Genomic DNA, 19,627 nt, shown 5'->3' on the forward strand with positions numbered 1-19,627 from the left:
AGCATGTCGCATGCCTCTCCCACGCACCCTGCAGGGCGCTCAGGCCGTCACCGTCGACGAGCACACCCGGCTCATGGTCCGCATCGCCCGGATGTACCACGAGCAGGGGATGAGGCAGGCGGACATCGCCTCCGAGCTGCACGTGTCGCAGCCTCGCGTCTCGCGCCTGCTGAAGCGTGCGGGCGAGGTGGGCATCGTGCGGACCACGGTGTCCGAGCCCGTCGGCGTCTTCACCGGCCTGGAGACTGCCCTCGAGGAGCGGTACGGGCTCGCGGAGGCCGTCGTCGTCGACGCCGCCGCCAGCTACGACGAGGTCCGGCCCATCGCCTCGGCCGCCGCCGCGTACCTCGAGACCACCCTCATCGGGGGCGACTCGATCGGCATCTCCTCATGGAGCGCCACCCTCCTCGCCATGGTGGACATGCTCCGCCCCTTCAACTCGTCCGTCGCGTCCTCCGTGGTCCAGCTCGTGGGCGGCGTCGGGCAGTCGCAGGTGCAGGTGGAGGCGAACCGCCTGCTCACGCAGCTCGCGGTGTCGCTCGGAGCCGAGCCGCACTTCCTCCCCGCGCCGGGCCTCGTCGGATCCGTCGCCGCGCGTGAGACGCTCATGGCAGACGAGGCCGTGTCACGCATCGCCGAGCAGTGGAACGACCTGACGGTGGTGCTCGTGGGGATCGGTGCGCTCGAGCCGTCGCCCCTCCTCCAGCGCTCCGGCAACGCGTTGCCGGAGGCCGACCAGCATCAGCTGCGCGAGCTCGGTGCCGTGGGCGACGTCTGCCAGCGGTTCTTCGACGCCGACGGCCAGTTGGTCCACTCCGATCTCGACCAGCGAGTCATCGGGATCGGGCCGGACGTGCTGCGGGCCATCCCTCGTCGCGTCGGCATCGCCGGCGGCGTCCGCAAGACCGCGGCCCTGCGAGGCGCGCTCCGCGGCCAGTGGGTCAACGTGCTGATCACCGATGTCGACACCGCTCGCGCGCTCGTCGAGGAGGACGAGTGACCTCTGCCGTGGAAGCCGCCGTCCGCGAGTTCGCGCTCGGACGGCCCGTGGTGGTCACCGATCACCCCGACCGCGAGGACGAGGGAGACCTGATCGTCGCCGGCGTGCACGCGACCGCAGAGATCATCGCGTTCATGATGCGCGAATGCCGCGGGCTCATCTGCGCGCCCATGCTCCCCGACCGCGCCGCACGGCTCGACCTCCCCTTGATGGTCGAGCGCAACACGGAGCTGCTGCGCACCGCGTTCACGGTGTCCGTCGACGCCGCCTCCGGCGCGACCACCGGGATCTCCGCCTCCGACCGTTCACGGGCGGTCGCGGTCCTGTGCGATCCCGGCGCGACAGCGGGGGACCTGGTCCGTCCAGGACACATGTTCCCCCTCATCGCCGATGTCGGCGGCGTCGTCGCGCGACCCGGTCACACCGAGGCCGCGATCGACCTCGCCAGGCTGGCCGGGCTGCCCCCGGTGGGCGTCATCTGCGAGATCGCCGGCGATGACGGCGAGATGCTCCGCGGCGAGAGCCTCCGTGCCTTCTGCCAGGAGCACGGACTGGTGCAGGTGTCGATCGACGAGATGATCGACGCGCTCACGTCGGGAGCCATCGCGCCTCCGCAGGTGTCGAGCGCCTACTGAGCGACGTCGCTCTCCACGCGCAGGCCGGCCTCGTCCAGCTCGACCCGGCTGCCGTGCGAGCTGGACTGCGCGACGATCGTGACGAGCGCCCACCTGCCGGCCGGGAGCAGCCGTACGGTCACGGAGCCGTCCGTCGCAGCGTCGAGCACGTCGGTGACCTCGCGTGACAGACGGGTCATCACCTCGCCGTCCATGATCGCCGCTCCGCGGTCGTCGAGCAGTGTCACGTCCACCCCGCGGCGGCGCGCGGCCGAGGTCGCGGCGACGATGGCCGGCATCGTGAGCCCGCGGGCTCGGACCGAGTCCCGCAGCGCCGCCTCCGCCGCGAGGAACTCCGTGCGGTCGTGCTCGTCGTAGGGGCCGCCCGCCGCGATGCGCCGCAGCGGGCCGGTCGCGGTCGCCACGAGCTCCGCGACGCGCCGCCGACGGATCTCACGACGAGCGTCGGCCTCGGCTGAGGACGCCGCCGCGCGCTCGGCGAGCTCGGCGAACAGGTTGATGTCACGTGCCGCCCGGCGCAGCCCGGCTCCGAACAGCGAGGCGACCACCAGCGTCCCCAGATGCGTCTTCAGCATCAGCGCGGCCTCCAGCGCTCCTCGATCCGTGGTCGCACCCCAGACGGCTGTGACGGCGGCCATGAGGCCGAAGCCCACCCACGCGAGCCCGGTGCGGCGACGGATCGCGAGGAAGAACAGGAGCCACGCATCCGCCCCGTGGTGCCAGGCGGCGCGGCCCACGTCCCCGGTCGTGGGAAGGTTCCACGACACCATCACGGTGGACAGCACCACGGCGCCGATCACGAACCAGCTCTCCCGCAAGGGGAACGGATCCGGCCCGCCTTGGACGATCAGGGATGCCGCGACCAGCACGAGCAGCACCGCCATCAGCGAGATCCACGGGTTGACCACACGATCGGCGGTGAGGACCACGAACGCGACGTTCGTGAGCGCGAACACGCCCAGCAGGGCCTGAGCGACGGTCGAGTCGAGCGCGAGCAGGTTCGCGCCGTCGGTGGCGATCCTGGACGGCTCGGCGGCTGCGACGGGCTCGGTCGCCGCGGACTGCTCGGCGCTCATGGCCGCCTCCACTCGAGCGTGACGGTGGTGCCGCGCCCCACGCCGCTGGTCACGTCGGCCGAGCCGCCGTCCAGGCTGCGCATGCGCTCGATGATGCTGACCCGGATCCCGAGCCTGCGATCGGAGATCTCGCTGCGGTCGAAGCCGGTGCCGTCGTCGGCGCAGACCACGGTGACCGCATCGGGGCGGGCCGCGACGGTGACGCTCCTGCGCACGGAGTCGATCGGGCCCGCGTGCCTGATGCTGTTGCGGAGCGCCTCCGCCAGCGCCTCTGAGACGGAGGACGCGACGTCGGAAGGGATGGGATCCTCGCCGGTCCACTCGGCGCGCAGGTCGGTGTCGTGGCAGACGTCGAGCGCTGTGGCTCGGAGCATCGCGACCAGCCCGGCGGGCGGGTAGGCGCGGCGGGACTGGTCGTCGTCCGCGAGAGCCTCGATCTCCGCGAGCGCTTCGGTGGCTCGCGCCTCGAGACCCTCGGGGGCGGTGGGCGAGGCGGCCGCGTAGAGCACCGACATGATGTCGTCGTGGACGATCGCGTTGATGCGGGTCTGCTCGCGCTCGCGGGTGCTCGCGCTGGCCTGCGCGGACGCCTCGAGCCGCGCCGACTGGGCGACGGCGTCGACGCGGTGGGCGGCGCGCATGACCGCGAGCGACACCCCCATGAGGATGAGCGAGTAGAGCATCCCGCCGATCGCGTCCTGGAAAGGGCGCGGGTTCACGCTGGTGCCGGCGGCGATCTGGGTGAGGTATACGACGGGCGCCTGCGCGATGCCGTAGAGCCAGACCCATCCGCTCTGCCAGACGACGGTGGCGATGACCGCGTGGAGCGCGTTGATGCCCTGCACCCAGGGCGCCCCTGAGAGGGTGCCGGGGCCTCCGCTGAGGAAGAGCGGGAAGGTCACGTGCATCAGCGCGAAGACGATCACGATCGTGCCCGCGAGGCGCCGCATCACGCGGATGGGCGCCCAGGTCGCGAGGAGCGCGAGGCTGATGGGCGCCACGAGCCCTACCGCGATGGTGGCGAGTCCGAAGATCGGGTTCAGCTCGTGCAGCTGGCCGAGCGCCACGGGCATGAGGAGGCCGGCGAACACCAGCCCGCCGAGCCCGCAGGAGAGGTACACGTTGCGGAGCATCCGCTCGGCGGCGGGACCTGGGTGGTCGGGGTCGACGCGGTGGGGGGCGAGCGTCGCGGCGGTGGTCATTCGCGCGTCCCGAGGTAGCCGTCCTCGACCGCCCGCTTGTAGAGGTCCACGCGCGAGAGCGCGGGCCGGCCGGCCTCGGCGTACTTGCGGCGGATGCGGCTGACGTAGTCGGCGACGGTGTCTCGCGACAGGCCGGTGCGGTGCGCGACGGTGGTGGCGGTCTCGCCGGACGCGTAGAGACCGAGGATCTCCTGCTCGCGGCGGGACAGCTTGGCGTCCGTGAGCCCTGCGTCGGCGTCGATCGCTGCAGCCCAGTCGGTGCTGAACACCTCGCGGCCGTCTGCGGCGGTGCGGATGGCGTCGAGCAGCACGTGGGGCTCGGCGGACTTGCGGATGAGTCCGAGCGCACCGGAGCGGGCGGCCGACTGGATGAGGCGGCGGTCCTCCGCTCCGGTGTAGATGAGCACGTGCGCGCCCCGGGCGTGGATGGCGGCGACGTTGTCCGCGGGCAGCGACTCGTCGGCGAGCCGCAGGTCGAGCACCACCAGGTCGAGCGGGCCTTCGAGCGTCGCCAGGCCGTCGACGGTCTCGACCATGCCGGCGAGCGCGAGGTCGTCCGCGGAGGCCACCAGGTCTCTGAAGCCGATCGTGATGAGCGCGTGGTCCTCCACGAGCGCGATGGTCCGGACCGGCATCCTGCACCCCCAAGGAGAGTTCTCTGCGCTCACTCTACTGAAACGGAGCGTGGCCTCAGGTCAGCGTCCTGGCGAACTCGTCGGCGGTGCCCCCATAAGTGGGGGCTTTCGTGTCCAGGCACCGGGTGGCACGCTCGAACCAAGCTCGCCGAGAGGCGGGCCTGGTCTCGGCAAGGAGAAGTGATGCACTGGTCGGCGGAGGAATTCGTTCTTGTCATCACGGGGGTTCTGTTTGCCGCGATCGTCGCGTCCTCGGGTCTGCCCAGAGTAGAACTGACCCCGACCTCACGCCGCGCGTTTGCCATCGGCGCTGTGGTGTTCATCGGGGCCGCTGCCGCTCTGTCGACCATCGAGAACGCGAGCTACCCGCCGTTGCTGTGGGTGCTGCCCTTGGTGCCGCTCATGGTCATCGCAGTGCTGATCCGTGACGCTCTGGTCGGGGGGACCGGACGACGTCGCGACGGCTTCGATGCCATGGGCGCCCAGGTGGACGGCTCTGAGTCGTCGCAGACCTTCACGACGACGATCGGCACCGGCGAGGTCCTCGCCTCGGACCCTGAGGCGAGCCCGGAGCAGCTCGCGGAGATCGCCTACGCGCAGCCGACGCTGCGTCCGGTCGTCGCGGCGAACCCGTCGACGCCTGCAAGCCTCCTCGAGTGGCTCGCCGCGCTGGGCGATCCCGCAGTGCAGCGCGCGATCGGTGCGCGCGCCGCCCACTGAGCGGCCGGCGTCAGTCGATGTCCAGCACCACGGGGACGTGGTCGGACGCGCCCTTGCCCTTGCGCTCGTCGCGCACGATGGTCACGTCCTTCGCGCGTGCTGCGAGCGGCTCTGACGCGTAGATGAAGTCGATCCGCATGCCCTCGCCCTTGGGGAACCTCAGCTGCTTGTAGTCCCAGAAGGTGTAGGTGCGCTCCTGCGGGAGGAAGCGTCGGGACAGCTCCTCGTAGCCGTGGTCGGCGAGCGCGGCGAACGCGGCCCGCGCCTCGGGGGTCACGTGCGTCCGAGCCTCCGAGTCCTCCTCCGACCAGATGTCGGTGGGAAGCGGTGCCACATTGAAGTCGCCCACGAGCGCCGTCGGCTCGTCGCTCCACCCGGCCGACGCGTCCCGCAGCCGTGCGAGGAAGTCCAGCTTGTAGGCGTAGTGGGGGTCGTCCAGGCCGCGCCCGTTGGGCACGTAGAGGCTCCACACCCTCACGCCTCCGGCGACGGCGCCGAGCGCGCGCGCCTCGAGCACGGGCTCCTGGCCGGGCTTCCCGAACGACGGCTGGTCGGGGAACGACGTCCGCACGTCGTCAAGGCCCACGCGGGACGCGATCGCGACGCCGTTCCACTGGTTGAGGCCGTGCACGGCCACCTCGTAGCCGAGCGCCTCGAACCCGGCGAGCGGGAACTGTTCCGGCTTGCACTTGATCTCCTGCATCGCGAGCACGTCCGTGTCGGAGCTGCGGAGCCAGTCGAGGATCCGCTCCTCACGGGCGCGGACGGAGTTCACGTTCCAGGTGGCGAGGCGCATGGCGACCACGGTACCCGGCGGGTGGACGTTCGGCGGCGCGGCCCGCGTAGCCTGGGGCCATGGCGACTGCACTGGTGACGGGGGCCTCCGCTGGCCTGGGCGAGGAGTTCGCGTGGCAGCTGGCCACGGCGGGCCATGACGTGGTCCTCGTGGCGCGCTCGCGCGACCGCCTGAGTGAGATCGCCGACGTCGTGGCATCGGCGACGGGCCAGGGCGCCGAGGTCCTCGTGGCGGACCTCGCGGATCCTGAGGGCCTGGAGAGGGTGGCGACGCGGGTGGCCGACCCGGCGTCGCCGGTGAGCCTGCTCGTCAACAACGCGGGCTTCGGTCTGGGCAAGGGCTTCCTGGACAGCACGTGGGAGGAGGAGAAGCGCCTTCTCGATGTGCTCGTCACCGCGCCGATGCGGCTGTCGCATGCGGCCCTTCCTGGCATGGTGGCGCGCGGGCATGGCGCGGTGCTCAACGTCGCGTCGATCGCCGCGCACCTGGGCAACTCGACGTACGCCGCGCACAAGCGCTGGGTCGTGGAGTTCACCCAGGCGATGTCGGGCCAGCTCGCGGGGACCGGCGTGACCGCGACCGCGGTGCTCCCGGGCCTGGTCGCGACCGACTTCCACAGCTCCGACGAGCTGGTGCACATGCGCGACGAGTTCCCTGAGGCGCTGTGGCTGACGCCCGAGCAGGTCGTCACCAGCGCCTTGGCGGCGGTGCGCCGAGGCCAGACGGTCGTCACCCCTTCGGCGCTGTACGGGTTGGCGGGCGCGGGACTGCGCCTGCTGCCCGCTCGCCTCACGAGGGGACGACGCAGCCAGCGGGCCTGAGCCGCCCGCCCTGACTGGCCCGAGGCGACCCCCGCGTCGTCCCCGTGCTGTGACACTTTGAACCAATCCGAGGCGCGACACACCGGTGATGGGTCCGATCGTCGGGCGAGAGTCCGCGTGTCGGAGTGAGATTGGTTCGAACTGTCGCGGCCTCGGAGGGACGACGCAGCCTGCGCGGCGCGGTGTGACCCCTGCGCGGCGCGGTGTGACCCCTGCGAGGCGCGGGCGAACCGTCGGTAGTCTTGCCCCATGACCTCCGGCACCCCTCGCGAGCAGCTCCGCGACCTCATCTCCGAGCTGGCCGTCGTCCGCGGCCGCGTGACCCTCGCCTCCGGCAAGGAGGCCGACTACTACGTCGACCTGCGTCGCATCACCCTTCACCACCGTGCGGCCCCGCTTGTGGGTCACGTGCTGCTCGACGCGCTCGAGGAGGCGGGCTTCGGTCCTGCCGACGTCGACGCCGTGGGCGGCCTGACGCTGGGCGCCGACCCGGTGGCGACGGCGCTCATGCACGCGGCCGCCTCCCGCGGCCTGGACCTCGACTCGTTCGTGGTCCGCAAGGAGTCCAAGGCCCACGGCCTGCAGCGCCGCATCGAGGGCCCTGACGTGGCCGGCCGCAGGGTCGTGGCGGTCGAGGACACCTCCACGACGGGCGGCTCGGTGCTCACCGCGGTCGAGGCGCTGCGCGAGGCGGGCGCCCACGTCGTGGCGGTCGCCGTCATCGTCGACCGTGACACGGGCGCCAAGGAGACGATCGAGGCTGAGGGCCTTCCGTACCTCTACCTCTACGGGCTGGACGACCTGGGTCTCGCCTGATCGTCCTTCCGGCCGACTCTCGTCGTCCTCGCGGTCCGAGGCCGGCCGCCGCGGATCGTCCGCTCCGCCGATGACCGGGCGCGTCGCGCTGGCTAGGGTGGCCGCATGACCTGGAACCTGGCATCGCGGCTCGGCTCCGCGGCCGTCACGGTCGCCGCCGTGTCGGTCGCGCTGATCGTGATCGGCTTCGGCACCGGAGCCGAGCTGCTCATGACGATCGGCATCGTCGCAGGCCTCGCCGCCGCTGCCTGGTCGATCCTGCAGGTGGTGCGGCGCGGCCGTCACCGCGAGGCGCTCGCCACGTTCGCGGTCTCCTACGGCTGGGAGTTCGAGCCGCGCACCACCAGCTACTCGGGCCGCTTCTCCGGACCGCCCTTCGAGTCGGGCCTGCGGCGCCGTCAGGAGGACGTGCTCCGAGGGTCGTTCTCGGGCGCCACCTGCGCCACCTACACCCACGTGTACGAGATCGACGGCAACCGCACGTCGGCCTCGGGCGCAGCGCTCGGCTGGGCCGCCTTCGGGGACGCGAGGCTCGGCTCGGCGATGCTGTCGAGCGGCACGCGTGGCTCGCGCGTCGAGGAGTTCCAGGTGACGCTCGTGGAGCTCCCGGTGGACCTGCCTCGCATCGACCTGGTCCCTGAAGGCATCGGCGCGCGAACGCTCAAGCTGTTCGGCGGCTCGGACGTGGACGTCGAGTCGTACGAGTTCAACCGGCGTTGGCGGGTGGTGGCCCACGACCCTCGCTACGCGCATTCGCTGCTCGATCCGCGGATGATCGACCGTCTCACCCAGCCGGACGTGGAAGGCGTCGCGCTCCGCATCGACGGAGGGGCGCTCCTGATGTGGAGCCCGGGGCGGCGTGGCACCGACGACCTCGCGCGGCGGCTCTCGCTCCTCACGTCCGTGGCGCGTCGGATCCCCGCGCACGTGGTGCGTGAGCACCTCGAGGCGGGGCTCGGACGGGGCGACGACCGTCCGATCCCGCCGACCGCCCCGGACTGGGCGACCACGCCCGGCGCGCTCACCTCCGGACGCTGGACAGGCATCGAGCCGGGACCGCCCGCCACGGGCGAGGGCTGGAGGGGCCTCCCGAGCGGCGACGAGGACTTCGACATCTTCCGCATCGGCTGGCGCCGCTGAGGCGGTTCCCGGCACCGTGCGCCACATCCACCGCTACCATCACCACAGGAATCACACGGAGGGGGAACCATGGGTCCCACGGCAGGCATCAGCATCGCGCTTCTGATCATCCTGGCGCTCGTCGTCATCGTCGTGATCTGGGCGGTGGCCCAGTACAACGGCCTCGTGAGGCTGCGCAACCTGGTGCAGGAGTCGTGGCGTCAGATCGACGTCGAGCTCCAGCGGCGTCATGACCTCATCCCCAACCTGGTCGAGACCGTCAAGGGCTATGCGACGCATGAGCGCAGCACCCTCGACGAGGTCACCGAGGCGCGCGCGGTCGCGGCAGCCCCAGGGTCCAGCCCCGCGGAGCAGGCGCAGCAGGAGAACGTGCTGACCCAGGCGCTCGGTCGACTGTTCGCCGTCGCAGAGGCGTACCCGGACCTCAAGGCCAACCAGAGCTTCCTCCAGCTGCAGCAGGAGCTCACCAACACCGAGGACCGTGTGGCTGCCGGGCGTCGGTTCTACAACGCGAACGTCCGCACGCTCAACACGAGGATCGAGACGTTCCCGACCAACGTGCTCGCCGGCATGTTCAGCTTCACGCGATCCGAGTACTTCGAGACGGTCGAGGCCGCGCGCCAGGTGCCTGGCGTCCAGTTCTGAGCGTGGCGCAGGACGTGCGAGGACCACGACGCGAAAGACCGTGGGTCGCGTGGGTCGGGGACGGCGGCGCGGCTGTTCACCGGATCGTCGCCGCGCAGCGCGTCGCATCCGTGCACGGCACGCGCTAGGTTGAGAACGACGCGGGCCGAATGCGCCCGCGCACGTCTCCTACGAGGGGGTATCTCATGGACTTCCTGCACAACTTCGTCTCGATCCTGCTGTTCACGCTGTGGATCATGGTCTGGGTCGCGTTCATCTTCCTGGTGTTCCGCATCATCGTGGACATCTTCCGCGACAAGGACCTCGGGGGCTTCTCCAAGTTCCTGTGGGCGCTCTTCGTGATCGTCCTGCCGGTGCTCGGCGCTCTGGTCTACGTGATCGCGCGCGGCAGGTCGATGTCCCAGCGCGACCTCGAGGCGGCGCAGCAGGTGCGCGCCGCGCAGGTCGAGTACACGAAGGGCCTCGTGACCGAGGCGACCGGTCCCGCAGCCGAGATCAAGGCGGCCAAGGATCTGCTCGACGCCGGCACCATCACCGCCGAGGAGTACGAGGCGCTGAAGGCGAAGGCGCTCGCGTAGTCGCACCGCGAACGCCGAAGGCCGGTCCCGCAGCGGGCGGGCGCTAGCGATCCCCGCAACACCCTGAGACTCAGGGAGTTGCGGGGATCGTGTCGTGTGAGGAGGTGAAGGCTCAGTCCTCGAGGGTCTCGCGCGACTCCACCGCCGGCGCCGCGCGCCGTGCCTCGAGCTGATGCTTGACAGCCTCGAAGAGGATCGGCAGCACGGAGACCAGCACCACGAGCATCAGCGCGATCTCGATGTTGTCCTTCACGATCGCGAACTGGCCCAGCCAGAACCCGAGCAGGGTCACGCCCACGCCCCAGACGAGCGCGCCGATGACGTTGAACCTCACGAAGCGCAGGTAAGGCATCCTGCCCACCCCCGCAGCCACAGGGATGTAGGTGCGGACGAACGGGACGAACTGTGCGAGCACGATCGCACGCCCGCCGTACTGCTCGAAGAACGCATGCGTGCGGTCGACGTAGGCCTTCTTGAAGAACCGCGAGTCCGGGCGGTTGAAGATCTTGGGGCCGGACAGGCGGCCGATCCAGTAGCCGGACTGCGGGCCGATGAACGCGGCGAAGCCCAGGATCGCCGCGACGGCCCAGATGGGCAGCTGGATCTGCCCGGTGCCGGTGAACAGGCCCGCGGTGAAGAGCAGCGAGTCGCCCGGCAGGAAGGGGAAGAGGAGTCCGGTCTCGATGACGATGATGAGGCAGATGCCCGCCAGGGCCCACGTGCCCCAGCGCTCGATGAAGCCGTTGATGAGCGTGTCGGGGTCCATCCAGTCCGGGCCCAGGGCGTGGACGGAGGAGTCGAGGAGCATCGAGGTGATCGGGTTCACGGGGTCAAGGGTACGCGGCACCGGCGGGCACGAGGTCGGCGGGGGCCGCCAGGCGCTGGCACCATGGGGCCATGACCGATGCGACAGTGCGCCTGGGAACCCCGCTCACCTCCACCGCGACCCGGGCCATGCTGCTGGGCGCCGGGGAGCTGGGCAAGGAGGTGGCGATCGAGCTGACGCGCCTTGGCGTCGAGGTGATCGCCGTGGACCGTTACGACGGCGCGCCCGCCATGCACGTGGCGCACCGCAGCCATGTGGTGGACATGCTGGACCCGGTAGCCCTACGAGCCGTCATCGTCGAGGAGCGGCCGCACCTGGTGATCCCTGAGATCGAGGCGATCGCGACCGAGGTGCTGCTGGACGTCGAGGCGGAGGGCCTGGCGCGCGTCGTCCCGACCGCCCGTGCGACGCGTCTGACCATGGATCGGGAGGGCATCCGCAGGCTGGCGGCCGAGGAGCTGGGCCTGCCGACGTCGCCCTACGAGTTCGTCGAGTCGCGGGCGGACCTCATCGCGGCGGTCGAGCGGCTGGGTCTTCCCTGCGTCGTGAAGCCCGTGATGTCGTCGTCCGGCAAGGGCCAGTCCGTCATCAAGGCCCCTGGGGATGTCGACGCGGCCTGGGCCTACGCGATCGAGGGCGGCCGTGCCGGCGGCGAGCGCCTGATCGTCGAGGGCTTCGTGCAGTTCGACTACGAGATCACGCTGCTCACGGTCCGCCACAGCGGCGGCACCACGTTCCTCGCGCCGGTGGGGCATGTGCAGGTGGACGGCGACTACCGCGAGTCCTGGCAGCCGCAGCGGATGACGGACGAGGCGCTCGCGCAGGCGCAGCGGATCGCAGGCTCCGTGACGGAGTCGCTCGGAGGCTGGGGCGTGTTCGGGGTCGAGCTGTTCGTGCGGGGCGACGAGGTGCTGTTCTCCGAGGTGTCGCCCCGGCCGCACGACACGGGTCTCGTGACGCTCGTGTCCCAGGACCTGTCCGAGTTCGCGCTCCACGTGCGTGCGGTGCTGGGGATCCCGGTGGGCGAGCAGCCGCTGCGCGCTCCGTCGGCCTCGTGCGCGGTGCTGGCGGAGGGCAGCGGCGTTCCGGTGTTCACCGGCGTGGACAAGGCGCTCGCGGTGGCGGGTGCCGACCTTCGCCTGTTCGGCAAGCCGCGCGTGGACTTGCGCCGGCGGGTGGCGGTGACCGTCGCTCAGGGCGAGGATGCCGCCCACGCCCGCCTGCGCGCGCGTGCGGCTGCGGCCGCGCTCAAGGTGGAGCTCGTCGAGGGCTGACGTTCGTCAGGCCGACGCGAGAAGCGTGTGCTCCTCAGGAGCGACCTTCATCCTGCGCCGCTCCAGCTGGGGATAGCGCTTGCGGTACTCGCCCGCGTTGATGTCGGTGATGAGCGTGAGGCCGTGCGCGGAGAGCAGCGCCGGCACCTCGGCCGGCATGAGGCCCAGCGTCCACGGCGGGCCGTTCCGTGCGAGACCCCGCGCCTGCGCCAGCCCCTCGTGCGACCGCACCGTGGGTCTCAGCACGTAGGTGAGCACGAGGTCGGTGCCCAGGCCCAAGGAGGCCACGGAGGTCAGCAGGCGCTCGAACGCGATGTCCGTGAGGTACTGGGTCACGTCCTCGCAGATCACCATGGTCGGTTCAGCCGGGTCGACGCCGGCATCGGCGAACGCCCGTGCCGCCGCGAGGGTCTCGAGGTCGAGCGGAGCGTAGGTGACGTGCTCCGGCAGCGTCCCGAGGGTCCGGGCCACCGCCTGCCTCTTGTGCTCGATCATGGACGGCAGATCGAGCTCGAAGACGTGGACCCGGTCCATGCCGGGCAGCCGGTATGCACGCGTGTCGAAGCCCGCGCCCGCGATCACGATCTGGGTGGTGCCGCGTGCGAGGGCATCGGCCACCATGTCGTCGATGAAGCAGGTGCGGCTCACCTGGAGGCCGTAGTACCCGGGGGCGGTGCCTTCGATCCGACCGATGAAGGAGCCTCCCCACGGGTCCACCATGGCGTAACGCGCATGGTCGCCGAGCAGGTCTGCGAGAAGCGGATCGTCGAACAGCCGCTCCGAGGCGGGCTCGAACTGCTCGATCAGGCGGCACATCGCTGACGCGACGGCTGTCGGCTCGGCGCGCGGTGTCGCCCCTTCCCTCCCGAAGAACACTCCCACGGTCCGGCACCCCCTTCGTGGACCGCGCCACGCTGCGCCGTCCGTCGTGTTCCGATTGTCGGCCTGGGCGCGATGCCTGGGGGTGGGACGATGGGCCCGTGAACGATGCGGAGACTGCGGACGGCGACGTCTCGGGCGGCGACGCGCGCGGGCCCCGCGCCGACGAGGCGCCCGAGCACGGCGTCGGCCCGTGGCCGGGTGACGAGCAGGCGTGGCCGACGGACGCCCGCCTTGACCCCGACCTCCTGCGGGAGGGCGACCGGCGCAACGTGGTGGACCGCTACCGCTACTGGCGTCACGACGCGATCGTCGCGGACCTCGACCGGCGTCGCCACCCGTTCCACGTGGCGATCGAGAACTGGCAGCACGATCTCAACATCGGCTCGGTGGTGCGCACCGCGAACGCGTTCCTGGCGCAGGAGGTGCACATCGTGGGCCGACGGCGTTGGAACCGCCGCGGCGCGATGGTCACCGACCGGTACCAGCACGTGAGGCACCACCCGACCGCGGCCGATCTTGCGCAGTGGGCCGCGCACGAGGGCCTGCCCGTGATCGGGATCGACAACCTGCCTGGTTCAGTCCCGTTGGAGACGTATGCGCTCCCGCGCGAGTGCGTGCTGGTCTTCGGGCAGGAGTCGGTGGGCCTCACCGACGAGGTCAGGGAGGTGGCGCAGGCCACGCTGGCCATCGCTCAGTACGGATCCACGCGGTCGATCAACGCAGGCGCGGCGGCGGCCATCGCGATGCACGCGTGGGTGCGGCAGCATGCGGACATCGCCGCCGGCCACGCAGGGTGACGCCGCCGGATGCGGTCACGGTGAAGCCGGCGGCGGTCAGGACCCGTCGTAGTAGTCGCGCGAGCGCCCCTGACGGTCCACGAGGCCGCGCAGCGCGTTGCCAGGGCGTTCGATCACCTGGTAGCTGACCCAGGCGACCAGCACGGCGAGCGGCACCACGATCGCGAGCAGCACGGCGAAGCCCGGGAGCCCGGTGGCGGTGGGCAGCAGCCCGCGCGAGTTGAGCAGCAGCATGAGCGGCTCGTGCCAGAGGTACAGGCTGTAGCTGACCAGGCCCAGCAGCGCGAGAGGCTGCCGTCCGAGCGTCGTGGTCCACCAGTCGCCTCGCCCCAGCACGCTGGCCGCGAGCATCGCCGCGAATCCGACGGCGGTGACGGTGTGGAACCACGCATGGGTCCCTGCGCCGTCGGGCCGGAGGATGAAAGCCGCCACCACGATGCCCAGGCCGACGAGGCGGGTGACCTCGACCGCTGCCCGGCCCAGGCGCACGCGTCCGATGGCGACGACGACCGCGAGGCCCATCCCCAGGGCGAACTCGTCGAGCTTGGCGGGCAGTCCGAACCACACCCGCCAGTCGTCGCCGTAGACCCCCGTGACCAGCCAGGACGACAGCTTGTACGCGAGGCTGCCCACGAACATCACGGAGACCGTGGAGACCAGCAGCACGAGCCTGCCGCGAGCCGACAGGCGTCGGCCCCACGCGGTGAGGCCAGCCCCCAGCAGGGCGAGCAGCAGGTAGAACTGCACCTCCACCGCGAGCGACCAGGCGGGGCCGATCGTCGCGAAGACGTAGTCGTTCGAGTAGACCTGGGTGAACGTCAGGTGCAGCAGCAGATCCTGCCACGCACCAGGGATGTCGCTGTTCCGGGCCGACCAGACGACGAGGATCGCCACCAGGTACAGCGGGACGATGCGCGCGGCGCGGCGCACCAGGAATGCGCGTCCGCTCGGACCGTCCCCGCCGCCGAGCACCGCGCGCGCGTACGGCAGGAAGAGCAGGAACGCCGAGAGCACGAAGAAGAGGCTGACGAGTCCGTCCAGGCCGTGCAGCGCGGTGTAGGACGCGGAGTCCTGCGCCCCGAGCGAGCCCGGATCGGCCGCCTCCACGTGCTGGTACACGTGATAGACCACGATCGCGAGCGCCGCCAGCCCGCGGTATCCCTCGAGCCCGGCGAAGCGCCGGCCGACCGCGCGAGCCGGATCGTCCGCGGGCACGGTCCGCGCGGGGGTGACGTCGCTCATCGGCAATGCTCCCGCAGCTCAGCGAGCAGTGCGGCGACGGCCTCAGCGTCGGGGCGCGCCTGCTCGAGCGCGGCCATGAGCCGGCGTGCGACCACGCTGCCCTCCGGCCGCTCGTACGATCCGAGCGCTCCTGCGAGGTTGTGCGCCGCGCGATGCGCGTCGGTCACGCGGGCGTCCCCGGCGCCCGCTCCCAGACGGATCGCGACGAGTCCCGCGTCGATCGCCTCGAGGCGGGCGGCGATCGTGGGTCGGAACCGCTCCCACAGCTCGGCGATGATCGCCGACGGGTCGTATGTCATGAGGTCCATCCTGCGGCGGCGGCGACCTCGTCGGCCAGCGTGCGCGGGTTGAACGGCTTCGCGAGGAAGCCGTCCACGTGCTCGCTCGCGGGGATCGACAGGGAGGCGCTGAGCATGAGGATCGGCACCGAGCCGAGCCCCTCCTCGGCTCGCAGGCGCGCGGCCACGTCGAGCCCGTCCTCACCGCCCAGCAGGTGGTCCAGGAGCACGGCGTCGGGGCGGCTGGCGCGTGCCGCGGCGACGGCCTCGTCACCAGACGCCGCCTCGAGCATGCTCCAGCCGCCGATCACCTCGATCGCCACGCGGGCGATCGCCCGCAGGTCCGGCTCGTCGTCGATCACCAGGATGGTGCGGGTCATGAAGGCTCCTGCGAGTCGCGGCGGTCGATGGGGACGGCGCTGCGGCGTGCGCGCAGCGGCACGTGGAGGGTGAAGGTGCTGCCGAGGCCTTCCAGGCTGCGCACGGTGATGGTGCCGCCGTGGGCGCGGGCCATCGACAGCGCGATGGCGAGGCCAAGGCCGGACCCTTTGCGACCCGTGCCCGCGCCTGCGGGTGCTTGCCAGAAGCGGTCGAAGACGTGCTGCTGGTCGGCCTCTGCGATGCCTGGCCCGTGGTCGGCCACCTCGAGCGACACCTCGGTCTCGGCCTCATGCGCGCGCATCGTGACCGCAGCACCCGGTGGGGACAGCCGCACCGCATTGCCTGCGAGGTTCGTGAGCACCTGGACGATCCGGCTCTCGTCTCCCCAGAACGTCGTCTGCGTCGGCTCGACGATCAGCGCCACCTGCCCCGCGGTGGCCATCCCGGACACCGCCTCGGCCGCCTGCATCATCACCGACCGCGCGTCGAGCTGCGAGCGCGTCAGCTGCAGCCGGCCGGTCTCCGCGCGCTCCAGGTCCAGGATGTCGTCCACGAGGCCGGCCATGCGCGACGCGTTGCGGCGAGCGATGCCGAGCATCTGCGCTGCCGACTCCGGGTCGTCGCCCAGCTCGTCCATCAGCTCCAGCGAGCCGGAGATCGCCGTGAGAGGGGTCCTCAGCTCGTGGCTGACCATCGACACGAAGTCCTCGCGGCTGCGCTCCAGGTCGAGCCGTTCGGAGATGTCGTCGAACACGACGATCGCGGCGGCGGCGCCCGCGTCGTCCCTCAGTCCTCCGACGGACATGTCGACGTGCAGGGGCGAGCCGTCGCGGCGCCACAGGACCTCATGGCGGCGCGTGCGCACCTGCCCGTCGGCGATCGTGAGGAGCATGGGGCACTGGTCCAGCGGATACGCCGAGCTGTCCGGCCGCTGGTAGTGGGCGACGTGGTGCAGCAGCTGCCCGATCAGAGCGGCCGGCTCCCAGCCGAGCATCCGCGCCGCGGCCGGGTTCACCAGGGTGACGGCGCCCTCGGAGTCGAGGCCGACGATCCCTTCGCCCATCGCGTCGAAGACCTGGGTGGCACGCACCAGCGCCGCCTCCGCGACCCTCAGCCGGGCCGTCGAGTCGATGCGGCCGATCTCCGCCGTCGGCCACTGCGCGAGCGAGACGAGCCGGGCGCGATCCTCGGCGTCCCAGGCGCGCGGACCCGCCGTGACCACCGCGAGCACGCCGACAGTCTCGCCGTTGAGGATCAGCGGCACACCCAGGTACGCACCTACGCGCTGCGCCGTCGCGCCGTCCGCGCTGGCATCGTCGATCCCCACGGGCGACACACCCTCCAGGGTGCGCACCGACCACTCCGCGGCGACCGCCTCGGGAGCGTCCCCGAGCCCGGAGGCTCCGATCACCAGGTGCGAGCCGTCGTGCTCGACCCACACCACCGCGCCGTCCGCACCCAGCGCATGCGCGGACGCCTCCGCCACCGCATGGAACACGTGATGAGCCGCCGCGTCGTCCAGCATCGAGCTGCGCGCCGCCACCACGTGGCGAGGCGCGGCTGCGAGCGCGCGCCACGCGCTCGCGTCCCGTGCCTCCTGCGTCATCGGGGAGTCACCTTCCACTGCCGTTCACCGATCGTCTCCTTCACCTGCGCCACCCGCGAGATGGTGTTCTTCCACTCGGTGTAGAACAGCGTCGCGAACAGCAGGTAGAGCCAGAACCAGCGGCGATGCCTACGGATGTCGGGCGCCGCCAGCCGCCACGCGAAGAAGGTCTGTCCCGGCCCCACCGTGGTCGTGAAGAGCGTGGTCAGCACGAACAGCGCGATGAACCAGTCCAGGTTCTGCAGACCCGCGTCGCGCCAGGCCAGGAACGCGACCAGAGGGAACATCTGGATGCTGATCCACGGATAGACCTCACGCCAGCCGAGCAGCACCGTCATGCCCAGCTTCTGGCGAAGCGTGAGGGTGCGCGACCGCCACGCCTGACGCAGATGCCGCTTGGACACCTGGAACCAGCCCTGCGCCCACCTCATCCGCTGATTCCACAGCCCATGCCATGACGTGGGCGCGAGCTCGCGGGAGATCAGCGCGGGGTCGTTCGCGATCTGGCCCCCCGCCTCGATCACGCGCAGGCTCGAGTCGATGTCCTCCGTGAGCATGAAGCCGTGCATGCGGGTGCGGCGGAGGACGTCCGTGCGCCAGAACCCGTTCGAGCCGCCGAAGATCCCGAAGCCGTGCAGCTGGGCGCGGCCAGGGTGGCTCACCGCGTAGATCGCCTCGAACTCGACCGCGACCGTGCGCGCAGCCTTGCTTGCGGCGCCGTTGCGGATCACGCAGTGGCCCTGCACCACGTCGTAGCCGTTCGACAGCCACCGCCAGGCGCGCATGAACGAGTCGCGCTGCGGGTGGTGGTCCGCGTCGTACATGCCCACGAACTCCCCGCGCGCATGCCGCAGCGCGGCGTTGACGTTCTGCGCCTTGGACGTGGAGCCGTCCACGCGCAACGGCAGGAAGCGCGGATCGCGCTCGGCGATCTGGCGCAGCGTCCGCTCCACGAGCAGCCCGCGGGGGGTGTTGTAGGCCAGGATCACCTGCAGATCCGGGTAGTCGACGCGCAGGAACGCCTCCACCGTGTCCACGATCGTCGCGGCCTCGTTCGGCAGATACGCGGCGATCACCGCCGTCGCGGGCGGCGGCGGTGAGCCCGGCTCCTTCGGGGGCCTGACGGGGTCCAGCGCATAGAAGCCCTCGGACCAGATCAGCACTCCCGTGAACGCCAGCGCGATCACGATCGTCGGGTACATCACCACAGAGATGTCCCATCCCAGCCAATAGAGGGCCTGGTAGACGAAGAAGGGGACGACGAGGCCCAGCACCAGCGTGAGGAGGATCTGGTACGGCGTGGTGATCGCGCTCAGGAACCGCGCCGTGCGGGACGGCGCCCGCGACGTCGTGGGGCTCAGGTCCACCCGCCAGCGGACGGGCTGCAGGTCCAGATGGTCGCGCGCGGCCGCGGCGGCGATCGCCGTCCGCTCCAGCGCGGTGTCGGTGCTGATCGCGTTCGCCGCCTCGGACCAGCCGATGCTCGGAGTCAGCCGCACGGATTCGCCCCTGACCGCGAAGCGTGCGTCGGCGATGTCCCTCGCGAAGCCGGCCAGGTCGTCGCCGAACGTGCGTGCGGCGGCGTCCACCGCGCCCACGAGCAGGTCCGCACCCGCCACTGCGAGCACCGTGCCCGCCCCGAGGCGCGCGCGCGCGAGGGCGCCGAGCTGCTCCAGGACGTCCGCCCAGCCGACGGACGCGAAGCGCGCCTCCACCATCAGCTGCTCCTCGATCGTGATCCTCGCGAGCATCACGTGGCGGCCCGATGCGCGGATCGCCTCCACCTGCTCCCGCAGCGTGGCGACGTCGTGCAGGGCGATCCGGCGTTCCGCCGTCCGGTCGGCGCCGCCGACGTCCGCGAGATGCCGCTGCACCTGCTCCACCAGGGCCTGCGGGGTGAACGGCTTGCGCAGGTACTCGTTCGCGCCCAGTCTCAGCCCCGTCGCCGCGTCGGACGGGTCCATCCGTGACGTGAGGAACAGCACCGGCACGGAGCCCGCCTCGTCGGTGGCGCGGAGCTTCGTGATCAGCTGGAAGCCGTCCATCTGAGGCATCATCACGTCGCTGATCACCAGGTCGGGCGCCTCGACGGACAGGATCTCCAGCGCGTGCGGGCCGGACTCGGCCTCGATCACGTCCATCTGCTCGTGCGTGAGGACGGCGGACACGAGGGCGCGGATCATCTCGTCGTCGTCGACGACGAGCACTCGGGGTCTCTGCACGTGCTCCCTCCCGCTGCTCGACGACAGGTGCCGCACGACGGCGCAGAGGGGGATG

At 71.3% G+C, this 19,627-nt stretch carries 21 protein-coding genes; 10 read left to right on the forward strand and 11 right to left on the reverse strand.

Features of this window, described 5'->3' with window-relative positions; all coding sequences use genetic code 11:
• Positions 1–10 precede the first annotated feature (10 nt).
• A complete protein-coding gene (locus tag RN607_RS00820; protein ID WP_313543687.1) occupies positions 11–1,000 on the forward strand; it encodes a sugar-binding transcriptional regulator in 990 nt (329 codons plus the stop codon).
• Entirely contained in the window at positions 997–1,635 is a 639-nt protein-coding gene (gene ribB, locus RN607_RS00825) for a 3,4-dihydroxy-2-butanone-4-phosphate synthase (protein WP_313543689.1), read from the forward strand. Before RN607_RS00820 ends, ribB begins: the two co-directional genes overlap by 4 nt.
• On the opposite strand, the gene RN607_RS00830 is transcribed toward ribB, so the two are convergent.
• The 3 genes from RN607_RS00830 to RN607_RS00840 are packed head-to-tail and all read right to left on the reverse strand — an operon-like array spanning position 1,629 to position 4,548.
• Positions 1,629–2,711 carry a DUF8320 family protein gene (locus tag RN607_RS00830; RefSeq protein ID WP_313543691.1) on the reverse strand — a complete coding sequence of 361 codons (1,083 nt, stop codon included), beginning with the start codon at positions 2,709–2,711 and terminating at the stop codon, positions 1,629–1,631. The two genes, ribB and RN607_RS00830, sit on opposite strands and share 7 nt — an antisense overlap.
• Positions 2,708–3,913: a sensor histidine kinase gene (locus tag RN607_RS00835; protein WP_313543693.1), complete on the reverse strand. Its 1,206-nt coding sequence runs from the start codon at positions 3,911–3,913 to the stop codon at positions 2,708–2,710. The genes RN607_RS00830 and RN607_RS00835 overlap by 4 nt, the downstream gene beginning before the upstream one ends.
• Entirely contained in the window at positions 3,910–4,548 is a 639-nt protein-coding gene (locus RN607_RS00840; RefSeq protein WP_313498752.1) for a LuxR C-terminal-related transcriptional regulator, read from the reverse strand. Before RN607_RS00840 ends, RN607_RS00835 begins: the two co-directional genes overlap by 4 nt.
• A 312-nt stretch (positions 4,549–4,860) precedes the next feature.
• On the opposite strand from RN607_RS00840, the gene RN607_RS00845 reads away from it, so the two are divergent.
• Positions 4,861–5,268: a variant leucine-rich repeat-containing protein gene (locus tag RN607_RS00845; RefSeq protein WP_313498755.1), complete on the forward strand. Its 408-nt coding sequence runs from the start codon at positions 4,861–4,863 to the stop codon at positions 5,266–5,268.
• Between the two features lie 10 nt (positions 5,269–5,278).
• Here the strand turns inward: RN607_RS00845 and RN607_RS00850 are convergent, their stop codons facing one another.
• Positions 5,279–6,064: an exodeoxyribonuclease III gene (locus RN607_RS00850; RefSeq protein ID WP_313543695.1), complete on the reverse strand. Its 786-nt coding sequence runs from the start codon at positions 6,062–6,064 to the stop codon at positions 5,279–5,281.
• A gap of 59 nt (positions 6,065–6,123) precedes the next feature.
• On the opposite strand from RN607_RS00850, the gene RN607_RS00855 reads away from it, so the two are divergent.
• The 5 genes from RN607_RS00855 to RN607_RS00875 all read left to right on the forward strand — a co-directional run bounded on the left by RN607_RS00855 (position 6,124) and on the right by RN607_RS00875 (position 10,064).
• Positions 6,124–6,885, forward strand: a complete 762-nt coding sequence (locus RN607_RS00855) for an SDR family NAD(P)-dependent oxidoreductase (protein WP_313498759.1) — start codon at positions 6,124–6,126, stop codon at positions 6,883–6,885.
• 249 nt (positions 6,886–7,134) lie between these two features.
• Positions 7,135–7,701: an orotate phosphoribosyltransferase gene (gene pyrE / locus RN607_RS00860; protein ID WP_313498762.1), complete on the forward strand. Its 567-nt coding sequence runs from the start codon at positions 7,135–7,137 to the stop codon at positions 7,699–7,701.
• A 105-nt stretch (positions 7,702–7,806) separates the two neighbouring features.
• Positions 7,807–8,841 (forward strand): hypothetical protein, encoded by a 1,035-nt coding sequence (locus tag RN607_RS00865; protein WP_313543698.1) that lies wholly within the window; start codon positions 7,807–7,809, stop codon positions 8,839–8,841.
• Positions 8,842–8,910: 69 nt separating this feature from the next.
• Positions 8,911–9,486, forward strand: coding sequence for a LemA family protein (locus RN607_RS00870; RefSeq protein WP_313543700.1), 576 nt, complete (start codon positions 8,911–8,913; stop codon positions 9,484–9,486).
• A 185-nt stretch (positions 9,487–9,671) separates the two neighbouring features.
• A complete protein-coding gene (locus RN607_RS00875) occupies positions 9,672–10,064 on the forward strand; it encodes an SHOCT domain-containing protein (RefSeq protein WP_313498771.1) in 393 nt (130 codons plus the stop codon).
• A 112-nt stretch (positions 10,065–10,176) separates the two neighbouring features.
• Here RN607_RS00875 and RN607_RS00880 read toward each other — a convergent pair whose 3' ends face one another.
• Positions 10,177–10,890, reverse strand: a complete 714-nt coding sequence (locus RN607_RS00880; RefSeq protein WP_313543701.1) for a VTT domain-containing protein — start codon at positions 10,888–10,890, stop codon at positions 10,177–10,179.
• Between the two features lie 71 nt (positions 10,891–10,961).
• On the opposite strand from RN607_RS00880, the gene purT reads away from it, so the two are divergent.
• A complete protein-coding gene (gene purT, locus RN607_RS00885; protein WP_313543703.1) occupies positions 10,962–12,164 on the forward strand; it encodes a formate-dependent phosphoribosylglycinamide formyltransferase in 1,203 nt (400 codons plus the stop codon).
• A gap of 6 nt (positions 12,165–12,170) precedes the next feature.
• On the opposite strand, the gene RN607_RS00890 is transcribed toward purT, so the two are convergent.
• Entirely contained in the window at positions 12,171–13,046 is an 876-nt protein-coding gene (locus RN607_RS00890; RefSeq protein WP_313543705.1) for a class I SAM-dependent methyltransferase, read from the reverse strand.
• A 98-nt stretch (positions 13,047–13,144) separates the two neighbouring features.
• On the opposite strand from RN607_RS00890, the gene RN607_RS00895 reads away from it, so the two are divergent.
• Positions 13,145–13,843: a TrmH family RNA methyltransferase gene (locus RN607_RS00895; protein ID WP_313498783.1), complete on the forward strand. Its 699-nt coding sequence runs from the start codon at positions 13,145–13,147 to the stop codon at positions 13,841–13,843.
• A 36-nt stretch (positions 13,844–13,879) separates the two neighbouring features.
• Here the strand turns inward: RN607_RS00895 and RN607_RS00900 are convergent, their stop codons facing one another.
• Genes RN607_RS00900 through RN607_RS00920 form a run of 5 tightly spaced genes read right to left on the reverse strand, consistent with a single transcriptional unit; the run spans position 13,880 to position 19,572 of the window.
• The gene (locus RN607_RS00900) at positions 13,880–15,085 is read right to left on the reverse strand and encodes an acyltransferase family protein (RefSeq protein WP_313543707.1); all 1,206 of its coding nucleotides are present in this window, start codon (positions 15,083–15,085) and stop codon (positions 13,880–13,882) included.
• A complete protein-coding gene (locus tag RN607_RS00905; protein WP_313543709.1) occupies positions 15,082–15,384 on the reverse strand; it encodes an Hpt domain-containing protein in 303 nt (100 codons plus the stop codon). Before RN607_RS00905 ends, RN607_RS00900 begins: the two co-directional genes overlap by 4 nt.
• Complete coding sequence (locus RN607_RS00910; RefSeq protein WP_313543712.1) at positions 15,381–15,743, reverse strand: response regulator; 363 nt, start codon at positions 15,741–15,743, stop codon at positions 15,381–15,383. Before RN607_RS00910 ends, RN607_RS00905 begins: the two co-directional genes overlap by 4 nt.
• A complete protein-coding gene (locus RN607_RS00915; protein WP_313543714.1) occupies positions 15,740–17,350 on the reverse strand; it encodes an ATP-binding protein in 1,611 nt (536 codons plus the stop codon). Before RN607_RS00915 ends, RN607_RS00910 begins: the two co-directional genes overlap by 4 nt.
• On the reverse strand, positions 17,347–19,572 hold the full coding sequence (locus RN607_RS00920; RefSeq protein ID WP_313543716.1) for a response regulator: 2,226 nt from the start codon (positions 19,570–19,572) through the stop codon (positions 17,347–17,349). Before RN607_RS00920 ends, RN607_RS00915 begins: the two co-directional genes overlap by 4 nt.
• Between the last annotated feature and the right edge of the window lie 55 nt (positions 19,573–19,627).

Origin of the sequence: Demequina capsici (assembly GCF_032102965.1) — a bacterium.
In the GTDB taxonomy this organism is placed as follows: domain Bacteria; phylum Actinomycetota; class Actinomycetes; order Actinomycetales; family Demequinaceae; genus Demequina; species Demequina capsici.